The following is a 12,125-nucleotide window of genomic DNA, read 5'->3' as shown; positions in this document are numbered from 1 at the left end:
ACCGAAGGCAGAAAGGTGCGCCGATGAACCAGGAGCGGCTGTCCGACCATGCCTATGCAGGCATCGTCGAGATCATCAATTCGCGCGATCTGGAAGTCGGCGCGCGCCTGCCCTCGGAGGCCGGACTGGCCGAGATGTTCGGCGTGTCGCGCGCCATCGTGCGCGAGGCGCTGGTCCGGCTGGCGTCGGACGGCATCACCGAGGCACGGCGCGGCGCGGGCTCCTTCGTCAAGAGCCGCCCTTCGGAACGGCTGGCGGTCTTCGTGCCCAATGCCGAACTGCCCTCGACGCTGGGCAGCTACGAAGTGCGCTTCGTGCTGGAGGCGGAGGCCGCGCGCCTTGCCGCGACGCGCCGCACCTCCCACGAAATGGCGCATGTGGACGAAGGGCTGGACATGCTGCGCACCGCACTTCTGTCAAACGCCCCGGCCCACGCGGAGGACATGGAACTGCACCGCCGCATCGCCGCGGCCACCGGCAACCCGGCGTTCCTCGTCGCCTTCGATGCCTTGTGGACCGATGTTGAGAAGATCATGCGCGCGGGCGTGGACATCTCGCGCTCGCGCCCGCCCGAAGTGATCGCCACGATGCTGCGCGAGCACGAGGTGATCGTCAGCGCCATACGCGCGCAGGACCCCGAAGGCGCGGCGCTGGCGATGCGCTGGCATCTGTGGGAAGGCCGCCGCCGCCTGATGCCCTGACCGCGCTTTACCCCTCAAGCCAGCGCAGCACGGCGTCGCGCAGGTCTTCAGGCGGATGATCGGTGACCAGCGCCATCGCCGCTTCGTTCCCAAGGGGCCGCTCCAGCGTGGCAAGCTGGCTGTCGAGCAGGCTGGCGGGCATGTAGTGCCCCGGACGATTGCCCAGCCGTTCCAGCAGATGCTCGCGGCTGTTGTCGAGGAAGACGAAGCGCACGTCGGCGCCGATCGCCGCGCGCAGCCGGTCGCGATAGGCAAGGCGCAGCGCCGAACAGGCGGCAACTACGGCGCCGTGCTGCTCCAGCGCATCGGTGACGGCGTGGCCCAGCCGGTCCAGCCAGGGCCAGCGGTCATCGTCCGTCAGGGCGCTGCCCCCGCGCATCTTTTCCACCGCCTGCGCCGAATGAAAGGCATCGCCTTCCAGGAACGGGCAGTCCAACGCCTGCGCCAACAACGCCCCCAAGGTGGACTTTCCGCAGCCGCTCACGCCCATGACGATCACGGCGCGCGCAGGCAAATGGTGTCCGGGCATGGCGGGCAAGGCAGAGTCCTTCGGTTGGAGCCCCGCCTATAGGGGCGGCATCAAAGGCTTGGAACTACGACCTTTGTCGCAAGTGTAACCGCGCGCGATCCGGTCTAGCCACCACCGTGCACAAATGAAAACGGGAGATGGCTATGCCCCTGCGCGGCATTCTGATGGCAACCATGCTGGCCGGGACAAGCCTGGCGCACCCTGCTCTGGCCGCCGGAACATCGGTGTTCCCGGTCGCCCCGGACGAGCCGCATGCCGTCACCGTCAAGGGCGTGGCAGACGGCAGGGCGGACGATACCGCTGCCATCCAGCAGGCGCTGGATCAGGCCCGCGACAAGTCCGGCCACGGCATAGTCTTCCTGCCAGCGGGCACGTACCGCATCACCCGCACGCTTGTGGTGCCCGCCGGGGTGCGCGTCTACGGCGTCGGGGCAACGCGCCCCACGATTCTGCTCGGCGCGCGCACGCCCGGCTTCCAGAAGGGCGTCTCGACGATGATCGTCTTCGGGGGAGAGGATCAGTACGCGGTCGGCAAGGTGCCGGTGCCCGTGCCCACCGTCGTTCCCCGCGACAAGGTGGTGCGCGATGCCAATTCGGGCACCTTCTATTCGGCGATGAGCAACGTCGACATAGAAATCGCATCGGGCAACCCGGCAGCGGCCGGGGTCCGCTTCCGCATGGCCCAGCACGCCTTCCTCAGCCACATGGACTTTCGCCTCGGCACCGCGTTCGCAGGCGTGTATCAAGCGGGCAACGTCATCGAGAACGTGCATTTCCACGGCGGGCGCTACGGCATCGTCACGGAAAAGACGTCTCCCGCGTGGCAGTTCACACTGCTCGATTCCACGTTCGACGGCCAGCGCGACGCCGCGATCCGCGAACACGAAGTGGGCCTGACGCTGGTCAACGTCTCGATCCGCGATACCCCTGTCGGCATCGAGGTCGATCGCGGCTATGGTGACAGCCTGTGGGGCAAGGACGTGCGGTTCGAGAACGTATCGCGCAGCGCCGTGCTGATCTCGAACGAGAACAACGTCTTCACCCAGATCGGCTTCGAAAACGCACTGGCCAGCGGCACCCCCACTTTCGCGCGCTTCCGCGACAGCGGCAGGACCGTGCCCGGCAAGGGCGCCGCCTACAAGGTGTCCGCCTTCTCCTACGGCCTTGCGGTGCCGCGCCTGGGCGCAAACGGTACTTACGCCACGGAGGCCGAGATCGAGGGCCTGCCTGCCCTGCCCGCCCCGCGCACGCCAGCCATCCGCGACCTGCCGCCGATGACGGAATGGGTGAACGCCCGCACGCTGGGCATTGCGGGAGACGGCAAGGCGGACGACACCGCCGCCATCCAGCGCGCCATCGACGGGCACCGCGTGCTCTATTTCCCTACCGGCTTCTACAAGGTGACCGACCGGCTGAAGCTGCGCCCCGACAGCGTGCTCATCGGCCTGCACCCCGCGATCACGCAGTTCTACATCCCGGACGGCAACCCCGCCCACGCAGGCCTCGGCACGGTGGTACCGATTCTGGAAACGCCGCGCGGCGGGGACAACGTGCTCTCTGGCCTCGGCCTGTTCACCGGACGGGTCAACCCGCGGGCCGGGGCGCTGGTCTGGCGCTCTGGTGAGAACAGCCTGGTGGAGGACGTGAAGATCATGGGCGGCGGCGGCACGCCCACCGCCGATGGCAGGCCGCTGGGCGCGCTCACCGCTCGCAGTGGCGATCCGGTGTCGGACGGACGTTGGGACGCGCAGTACCCCAGTATCTGGGTGACCGATGGCGGCGGCGGCACCTTTGCCGATGTGTGGAGCCCCAACACGTTTGCGCAGGCCGGTCTTGTCGTCACCAACACCAGCACGCCGGGCCACGTCTATGAAATGTCGGTGGAGCATCACGCCCGCAACGAGATCGTCCTCGACAACGTGCGCAACTGGGAATTCCTGGCCCCGCAGACCGAACAGGAAGTGGGCGACGGGCCGAATGCGGTCTCGCTGGAAATCCGCAATTCGTCCAACCTGCTGTTCGCCAACTATCACGCCTATCGCGTAACCCGCAGCTACGCCCCGGCGAAAAGCGCGGCGCGGCTGTTCAATTCTGGCGACATCCGGTTTCGCAACGTCCACGTCAACGCGGAAAGCGGCTATGCCAGCTGCGACGACCAAGGCTGCGGCACGTTCCTGCGCGCCAGCAAGTACCCCTTCGACAATGCGATAGAGGACGTCACGAACGGCCTCCTGGTGCGCGAACGTGAGTTTGCGCGGCTGGATGTCGGACCGGTGGGCGGGACTCCCCCTGCTCCGCCCCCGCCCGCCGGTCCGGCTGTCGTCAAGGTGGCGGACGGGTTCTGGTCGATCTCAGGTGCGACCACCGACGCGGCGGGCGCGCTCTATTTCGTCGATCGCCGTTTCCAGCGCATTCACCGCTGGACCGAAGCCAAGGGCCTCGAAGTGGTGCGCGATCATGCGCTGGATCCCGTGAACCTTGCCGTCGACGGTTCGGGGCGGCTGCTGGTGCTATCCTCGCTCGGCGCCAAGGGCAGCGTCTATTCCATCGACCCGAACGATCCGACCGATGCGATGACGGTGATCCAGCCCACGCCGGTCAAGGCGGGGTCAAAGGCGCGCAGCGCGCTGCCGGTGAATTGGTGGAACAATGGCGAATTCCGCGACCAGCTGGATCCGCGCACGTATGAGTTCACAACCCTCGCTGAAATGTTCGCAAGAGATGTGGGCACTGCGAAGGCGCGCGAGTACCTTTCGCCCGATGGCTCGCTGTCGCTGCCGGCGTTCCGGGTATGGCAGCAGGGCCCGACGGATCACGTCGGCTGGCGCTGGTCGGACGGCCTGAACGCCAACGGTCTGGTCACGGGCAAACCCGGTGAGCGGATCTACGTCACCAACGGATCGGAGAACGTCACCTACAGCGGCGTGGTCGGCAACGGCGGCACGCTGAAGGATCTGAAGCCCTTCACCAACCGCGGCGGGGAAAGCGTGGCGGTGGACCGCCAGGGCCGCGTCTTCGTCGCCAACGGCCAGGTCTTCGTCTACGGTGCGGACGGTAGGGAACAGGGCACGATCGATGTGCCAGAACGGCCCTTGCAGATCCTCTTCGGCGGACGGGATGGCAAAACGCTGTTCATCCTCACTCACCACGCGCTCTACACCGTGCAACCGTAAGTCCCGCCCTGTCCCTGCCGCCACAAGATGCGTCACCCTGAACTTGTTTAGCTGCGCTGGCCTTCGGCTCAGTGTCCATCCGGCGTTTGGTGGCGGAATGTGGTGTCACCGGCGGAGCTGTCGGTTTGCTATCTCACGTTCAGGGTGAGGCTGCACGATGGACCCTGAGCCGAAGGCCAGCGCAGCTAAACAAGTTCAGGGTGACGGGAGTGCGGGAGATGGGTTCGGGCACGACTCATCGTCCGCTGGCGAGTGCGGACCTTACGCCGGGTGAAGAAACGCGGACGGGTGCGGTCAGCGTTGTTGGGTCACCGGCGTCAGGCGACAGTGCCGGGTGCTGCCTTCGTGTGCGAATGGCCGAAAAGAGGGGCAGACCAGCTTGGGTCACTCTTCCGACACGGCCCTTCGGTGCGCGGGGATGATGGTGCGGGCTCGCGTCCTTGCCATCGACCCTGGAGGCATACCTCCGGTTCATCCGCGCATCCGGTAGTGTGGCTTTGTCCGGAGTTCCACGACCGGACGCCGACCGCGTGCGAGGATGAGGAGCATCAGCTACACGCCCTCGCCCCGCCGCTGCTGGAGCGTATAACCTAATTGGTTATTAATGTCAAGCCTCCGGCGCAATCCCAGTCTACGACCTAAGTGGTAAGTGCCGTGAGAGCGCTCTCATAGTACCAAGGACACAATGCCGGGTCAGGGCACGAGTAGGTTCGCAAACGGACCGCTGGATTCGAAGGGGAGGAACATGAAGAGCATCACCATCATTCACCGCCGGTGCGCCGATCTTGCCGGCGTCAGCCTTGCAGCGCTTGCCGCAGTGGCAGCAACATTGGGGGCGGCAGGAACCGCGCAGGCGCAGGACGCTGAGGCCCCCACGCCGCCGCCCGCCGCCGCGCAGGAAACCGCGCCGGCCTCCGCCGCCGAAATCGTCGTCACCGGATCGCGCATCACCACCAGCGGCTTCAACGCGCCCACGCCCACCACCGTCATCGGCGAGGCGCAGATCCAGGCCAATGCGCAGCCCAACATCTTCACCACGATCGCGCAGCTGCCTTCGCTTCAGGGATCGACCGGCGCGTCCACCGGCACGTTCAGCACGTCAAGCGGGCAGCAGGGCCTCAGCTCGTTCTCGCTGCGCGGATTGCAGCCGATCCGCACGCTGACCCTACTCGACGGGCAGCGCGTGGTCGGCGCCAACGTGACGGGCGTGCCTGACATCAGCATGTTCCCCCAGTTGCTGGTCAAGCGCGTGGACGTGGTGACCGGCGGTGCCTCTGCCTCCTACGGGTCCGATGCGGTGGGCGGCGTCGTCAACTTCATCACCGACACCCGTTTCGAAGGGTTCAAGGGCAACATCCTGGGCAGCATCACCAAGTATGGTGACGATGAGACCGCGCTGGTCCAGGCCGCGTGGGGCAAGTCGTTCCTCGACAACCGCCTGCACGTGGTGGTTAGCGGCGAATACGATCACGAAGGCGGCGTTGGCGCCGGCGACTTCGGCACCGACCTCGCCGGCAGTCGCGACTGGTACCGCGCCACCACGCTGATGAACACCGGGCAGACCAACAACGGCCTGCCGCAGTTCAACTATCGCGACTTTGCGCAGCCGTACCAGTACGCGCGCTATGGCCTCATCAACAACGGTCCGCTGCAGGGTATCGCATTCGATGCCAACGGCAATCCCTACAACTTCGCCTATGGCTCGAACGGGCAGCCGCTGGGCAACGGGCAGGTCAGCAACTGTTTTCGCGGTAACAGCTTCTGCGAAGGCGGCGATCTGACCGGCGCGCCCGGTTCCGGTGCCTCGCTGAAATCCGCGCTGGAGCGCATCAACGGCTACGGCCGGATCGGCTATGACTTTGCCGACAACAACGAAGCCTACGTCACCGTCAACATCGCGCAGGTGAAGACCAACAACCAGCCCAGCCCCGGTTACAACCGGTCGTCGCTGACGGTGCAGTGCGCCAACCCCTACCTGCCGCAGCTGGTGCGCGACCGCTGCGCCACCGCCGGGATCACCAGCTTCGGCTTCGGGTCCGCCAACGCATCCTTCCCCGATCCGCGCGTCTATACCGACCGCAAGCAGTACCGCTTCGTCGGCGGCCTGAAGGGACAGTTCGGCGCGGGCGGCACGGACTGGAACTACGATGCCTATTACGAACACGGCATCACCATTTCGGACATCAACGTCCGCGACATCGTGCTGCAGAACCGCTACGTGGCGGCGACGAATGCGATCTCGCTGAACGGCGCGATCGTCTGCGCGGATCCGGTGGCCCGCGCCAACGGGTGTCAGCCGATCAACATCTTCGGCAACTTCGCACCCTCCGCATCGGCGCTGGCCTACGTCGCGCCGCATGACAACGGGCCGTTCCAGCACACCAAGCTGACGCAGGACGTGCTGAGCGCCAACATCTCCGGCAATCCGTTCGATTCGTGGGCCGGGCCTGTCTCCATCGCGTTCGGCGGCGAATACCGGCGCGAGTTCTACCGCGTGAACGCCGACCCCTACGGCGCGGGCGTGTCCGATATCAGCCCCAACAGCGCCGACTATCCCGCCGATCCGCTGCTCAACTCCACGCTGGGCAGCAACTGGGCGGCCGGCAACTACAAGAACGGGCGCGGCAAGTACGAGGTCTACGAAGGCTACGTCGAAGTCGACCTGCCGCTTCTCAACAGCGACTCGCTGGGCCGCGCCAACCTGAACGGCGCCGCGCGCGCCACGCACTATAGCACGTCCGGCACGGTGTGGACGTGGAAGGTGGGCGGCACCTGGGACACCCCGCTCGACGGCATTCGCCTGCGTGCGGTGACGTCGCGCGACGTGCGCGCGCCGAACCTTTCCGAACTGTTCGCCGCGCCGACGGTGACGACAGTCCCCAACTTCAACGATCCGTTCCGCAACCAGGCGGTGCAGATATTCCAGAACACTATCGGCAACGCCGCGCTGAAACCGGAAGTTGCGCGCAATACCGAACTGGGCATCGTGCTATCGCGCCCGTCGTGGCTGCCGGGCCTCAGCCTCTCGTTCGACTACTACCACATCAAGCTGGACGGCGTCGTCTCCACCCTGTCCGCCGACCAGATCGTGCGCTTCTGCTTCGACGGCAACCAGGCGTTCTGCGGCGGCTTCCAGCTGGACGGCGCGCAGGGAACCAACTTCGTCAACGTGCAGCCGTTCAACCTGGCTTCGTGGAAGACCAGCGGCTTCGACATCGAGGCCAGCTACCAGTGGCAGCAGCCGCTGGGCCTGCCGGGCAACTTCACCGTCCGCGCACTGGCGACGCACATCCAGAAGTTCATCGTCAACGCCGGCATCGCGGGCGTCGATCCCATCGACCAGGCCGGCGCCAACAACGGCGCGACGCCCGACTGGAAGTGGCTGGCTGTTCAGACCTACGACAGCGACCGCTTCAGCCTGACCGTGCAGGAACGCTGGATCAGCGACGGCACATTCGGCAACCAGTACTTGGTGTGCCAGTCGTCGTGCCCGGCATCGACCGGCAACCACCCGACGATCAACTACAATACGATGAAGGGCGCCTTCTACGTGGACGTAGGTGCAACCCTGAAGTTCGGCGACAACCTGCAGCTTTACGGCAAGGTCGACAACCTGTTCGACAAGGATCCCGTCGCCTCGCCGCAGACCAACACCGGACTGGACGTGAACCCCGCGCTCTACGACACGCTGGGCCGCATTTACCGCGCAGGCATCCGCTTCAGCTTCTAATCGCTGCCCGCAGATCGGCGGTCCCGGACTTGATCCGGGGCCACCGACCGGCTTTAGATAAGCGCTAACATAGGGCGCAGGGTGTCCGCGCCTACGGAGAGACTATTCGATGCGTGCCACTCTCGCAGTTTCAACCGCGGCGCTGGCCCTCCTGGCCTCTGCGCCGGTGGCCGCATCTCCGTCCGTCTACACCACCGCCCCCGTCGAACCTTCGGCGATCACCGTCTCCGCCGTGGGCGACGGGCGCGCGGACGATACCGCCGCGATACAACAGGCCATCGACCGCGCAGCGCAGGGGCCCGCAGGCAAGGGTCAGGGCGGCGGCATCGTCTTCCTGCCGCAGGGCACGTACCGCATCAGCCGCACCCTGTTCCTGTGGCCGGGCGTGCGGATCTTCGGTGTGGGGGAAAAGCGCCCGGTTATCGTTCTGGGCGCAAGGACGCCCGGCTTCCAGCGCGGCGTTGGACACATGCTGGTCTTCGCCGGATCGCCGCGCGAACGTGATCCCAAGACGGCGCGAGAGGTCGCCTTCCCGCCGCCCGGCAGCGTGCCTTTCAACAAGGACGTCGCGGACGCCAATCCCGGCACGTTCTACTCCGCGCTGGGCAACATCGACTTTCGCATCATGGACGGCAATCCCGCCGCCACCGCGATCCGGTTCCACTCGGCCCAGCACAGCTTCGTCAGCCATGTCGATTTCGATATCGGATCGGGGCTGGCCGGGCTGTACCACGTCGCCAACGAAGCGGAGGACCTGCACTTCAAGGGCGGGCGCTACGGGATCCTTGCCGAAAAGCCGTCCCCGGCGTGGCCCTTCGCGCTGGTGGACGCCACCTTCGAAGGGCAGCGCGACGCCGCCATCCGCGAACACGAAGCGGGGCTGACCCTGCTCAACGTCGCCATCCGCGACACCCCGGTGGGCATCGAGATCGACAAGGGATACGGCGACTGGCTCTGGGGCCAGGACGTCCGGTTCGAGAACGTGTCGAAGGCAGGCGTCATCATCTCGAACGAGAAGAACGTCTACACTCAGGTCGGCTTCCAGAACGCGCTCGCCAGCAACACGCCCGTCTTCGCCCGCTTCCGTGAAAGTGGCCGCACGGTGCCCGGCAGCGGTGCGGCCTATCGCGTCACGTCCTTCACGCACGGCCTTACGCTGCCCACGCCCGGCGCCATGGGCGAATACCGCACCCTGTCCGCCGCAGAGCGCATTGCTGCCCTGCCCGCCGCTGAAAAGCCCACGATCCGCGGGCTGCCACCGGTGTCCGAATGGGTCAGCGCGCGCAGCCTCGGTGCGAAGGGCGATAACGCCACGGACGACACCGCCGCCCTGCAAAAGGCGATCGACACCAACCGCGTGGTCTACCTGCCCACCGGGTTCTACCGGGTCAGCGACACGCTGCGCCTGCGCCCGGACACCGTGCTGGTCGGCCTGCACCCCAGCCTTGCCCGCATCGTCCTGCCTGACGGGACGCCCGCTTTTCAGGGGGTTGGCGCACCCCGGGCGCTGGTCGAAAGCGCCAGTGGTGGCGATGCGATCGTCAGCGGGATCGGCCTCGACACCGGCGGCATCAACCCGCGCGCCACCGGACTGCTGTGGAAGGCGGGCGCGGCTTCCATGGTCAACGACGTCAAGTTCCAGAACGGCCACGGCACCAACCGCTTCGATGGTACGCGCATCGATCCCTACAACAACAACGGCACGGGCGATGCCGACGCGGCGAAGCGGTGGGACGGCCAGTACGCCAGCTTGTGGGTGACGCAGGGCGGCGGCGGCACGTTCGCCAACATCTGGAGCCCCAGCACGTTTGCCAATCCGGGCATCCTGATCTCCGACACGCAGACGCCGGGCCGCATCATCCAGGCATCGGTGGAGCACCACGTCCGCACCGAGATCGGCCTCAACCGCGTATCCAACTGGGAACTGCTCGCCCCGCAGACCGAAGGCGAGGCGGGCGAAAGCGGCGATGCGGTGGCGCTGGAAATCCGCAATTCCAGCAACATCCTTGTCGCCAACTTCCACGGCTATCGCGTCACCCGCACGCGCAAGGCGGCCCCTGCGGCGGTGACGCTCTACAACTCGCACGACATCCGGTTCCGCAACGTCCACGTCAATGGCGAGAGCGGCCTTGGCACCTGCGACGAAAACGGCTGCGCCACGTTCCTGCGCCTCACCAAGTTCCCGTTCGAGAATGCCATCCGCGACGTTACGCACGGGATCGACGCGCGAGAACGCGAATTCGCCGTGCTCGACATTCCCGAAAGCGCTGCACCACCCGTCCCCGCCACCTTCCAGGGCGCGAAAGTCGAAAAGCTGGCGGACGGCTTCTATGGGGCTGGCGGAGGCGCGGTCGACGCGGCCGGCAAGCTCTATTTCATCGACCGCCAGTTCCAACGGATCTGGAGCTGGTCTGACGCGGGCAAGCTGGAGATCGTGCGCGACGCCGCGCTGGATCCCGTGAACCTGACGGTGGACGGATCGGGCAACCTGCTGGTCCTCTCCAGCTTCGGGCGCAACGGCACCGTCTACAGCCTGAAGCCCGGCAGCCCCGATACGGAATTGACGGTGATCCCTCCGACGCCCGCAAAGGCGGCGGCGCGCACGGTGCTGCCCGTCAACTGGTGGAACAACGGCGAATTCAGGGACCAGCTTGACCCCCGGACATACACCTTCACCACACTGGCGCAGATGTTCGCCCGCGACATGGCCTTGCCCAAGGCCCAGGAATATGTGTCTCCCGACGGCAGCATCGCCCTGCCCGCCTGGCGCGTGTTCGCGCAAGGGCCGGCGGACCATCGCGGCCTGCGCTTCTCGAACTCGCTGGACAGCTACGGCTTCATCCAGGGCAAGGCCGGGGATCGGGTATACGTCACCAATGGATCGGAGAACCGCACCTACAGCGGCGTCGTGGGCCGCGGCGGCACGCTGACCGGGCTGAAGGTCTTTGCAGAACGCGGCGGCGAAAGCGTTGCCACCGATGCCGATGGCCGGGTCTACGTGGCCAACGGGCAGGTCTTCGTCCATTCGCCGGACGGTGCCGAGATCGGACGCATCGACGTGCCCGAAAGGCCGCTGCAACTGCTGTTCGGCGGGGCTGACGGACGCACTCTGTTCATCCTGACGCACCATGCACTCTACGCGGCAAGGATCGGCGGATGAAGGTGATGGTGCGCGTCGCGCTGACGCTGATCGCGGTGCTGTTTCCGTCGATTGCGTGGGCCGATGCCCAGTACAAGCTGCTGGTCCTCGCGATCCCGAACACCTACCACTACGAATACATTCCGGTCGCGCGCGACAGTCTGGAACGACTGGCGAAGCTGCACGCCTTCGAACTGGTCTGGACCAACCGCGCTGACGTGTTCGAAGGCGACCTGAAACAGTACGCCGCCGTCATGTTCCTCAACACTCCCGGCGAGGAACTGAACGCAAGACAGCGCGCCGGGTTCGAGAGCTACATGCGCGGCGGCGGCAATGCCGTGGTGGTACACCGCGCACTGATCATGCCAAAGAAAGACTGGCCCTGGTACGAAAAGCTGGTGGGCCGCAGCTTCGTGACGCACCCCATGCTGCAGACCGGCGTGGTCACGGTAAAGGATCCGGGCTTCCCCGCGACTTTCGGCCTGCCGCCGCGCTGGATCTGGAGCGACGAGTTCTACGTCACGGCCAACCCCTATGACGTGCGGATCGACACCGTTCTGGGCATCGACGAAAGCAGTTACGACCCTACCCGCATCTGGCCGGGACAGGTCGCCGGACCGATGGGGCCGGACCATCCGATCGCCTGGTACCACCGCTGGGAACAGGGCCGCGTTTTCGTCACCACGCTGGGGCATAACGTGGAGATGTACCGCGATCCGCAGTACCTGGGACACCTGATGGGCGGCATCTACTGGGCTGCCACGGGGCTCGGCCAGAAGAAGTAGACACTCATCCCCAAATCGAAGATCGGCGCACCGCCCCTTTGGGAGGAGGGTCGGGGGCGGTGCGCCTT

At 66.2% G+C, this 12,125-nt stretch carries 6 protein-coding genes; 5 read left to right on the top strand and 1 reads right to left on the bottom strand.

The window, feature by feature from the left end:
* The first annotated feature begins 23 nt into the window (after positions 1-23).
* Positions 24-701, top strand: coding sequence for a FadR/GntR family transcriptional regulator (locus GGR40_RS07085; RefSeq protein WP_429275509.1), 678 nt, complete (start codon positions 24-26; stop codon positions 699-701).
* Positions 702-708: 7 nt separating this feature from the next.
* Here the strand turns inward: GGR40_RS07085 and GGR40_RS07080 are convergent, their stop codons facing one another.
* Complete coding sequence (locus GGR40_RS07080; protein WP_429275607.1) at positions 709-1,230, bottom strand: gluconokinase; 522 nt, start codon at positions 1,228-1,230, stop codon at positions 709-711.
* Between the two features lie 143 nt (positions 1,231-1,373).
* Between GGR40_RS07080 and GGR40_RS07075 the strand changes: the two genes are divergently transcribed.
* From GGR40_RS07075 to GGR40_RS07060, 4 genes are all read left to right on the top strand, one after another.
* Positions 1,374-4,403, top strand: coding sequence for a glycosyl hydrolase family 28-related protein (locus tag GGR40_RS07075; protein WP_429275606.1), 3,030 nt, complete (start codon positions 1,374-1,376; stop codon positions 4,401-4,403).
* Positions 4,404-5,148: 745 nt separating this feature from the next.
* Positions 5,149-8,133: a TonB-dependent receptor plug domain-containing protein gene (locus GGR40_RS07070; protein ID WP_429275508.1), complete on the top strand. Its 2,985-nt coding sequence runs from the start codon at positions 5,149-5,151 to the stop codon at positions 8,131-8,133.
* A gap of 109 nt (positions 8,134-8,242) precedes the next feature.
* Positions 8,243-11,293: a glycosyl hydrolase family 28-related protein gene (locus GGR40_RS07065; protein ID WP_429275507.1), complete on the top strand. Its 3,051-nt coding sequence runs from the start codon at positions 8,243-8,245 to the stop codon at positions 11,291-11,293.
* A complete protein-coding gene (locus GGR40_RS07060; RefSeq protein WP_429275506.1) occupies positions 11,290-12,057 on the top strand; it encodes a ThuA domain-containing protein in 768 nt (255 codons plus the stop codon). Before GGR40_RS07065 ends, GGR40_RS07060 begins: the two co-directional genes overlap by 4 nt.
* Positions 12,058-12,125 lie beyond the last annotated feature (68 nt).

The organism is Novosphingobium gossypii (genome assembly GCF_050433305.1).
Classification (GTDB): domain Bacteria; phylum Pseudomonadota; class Alphaproteobacteria; order Sphingomonadales; family Sphingomonadaceae; genus Novosphingobium; species Novosphingobium gossypii.
Note: the sequence above shows the minus strand (reverse complement) of the source record. Positions and strands in the feature narration are given on the sequence as shown.

Excerpts from the sequence above, each read along its gene's own strand:
- GGR40_RS07065 (WP_429275507.1), top strand. The coding sequence starts at position 8,243 with ATGCGTGCCACTCTCGCAGTTTCAACCGCGGCGCTGGCCCTCCTGGCC.
- GGR40_RS07075 (WP_429275606.1), top strand. The coding sequence starts at position 1,374 with ATGCCCCTGCGCGGCATTCTGATGGCAACCATGCTGGCCGGGACAAGC.
- GGR40_RS07070 (WP_429275508.1), top strand. The coding sequence starts at position 5,149 with ATGAAGAGCATCACCATCATTCACCGCCGGTGCGCCGATCTTGCCGGC.
- GGR40_RS07060 (WP_429275506.1), top strand. The coding sequence starts at position 11,290 with ATGAAGGTGATGGTGCGCGTCGCGCTGACGCTGATCGCGGTGCTGTTT.
- GGR40_RS07085 (WP_429275509.1), top strand. The coding sequence starts at position 24 with ATGAACCAGGAGCGGCTGTCCGACCATGCCTATGCAGGCATCGTCGAG.
- GGR40_RS07080 (WP_429275607.1), bottom strand. The coding sequence starts at position 1,230 with ATGCCCGGACACCATTTGCCTGCGCGCGCCGTGATCGTCATGGGCGTG.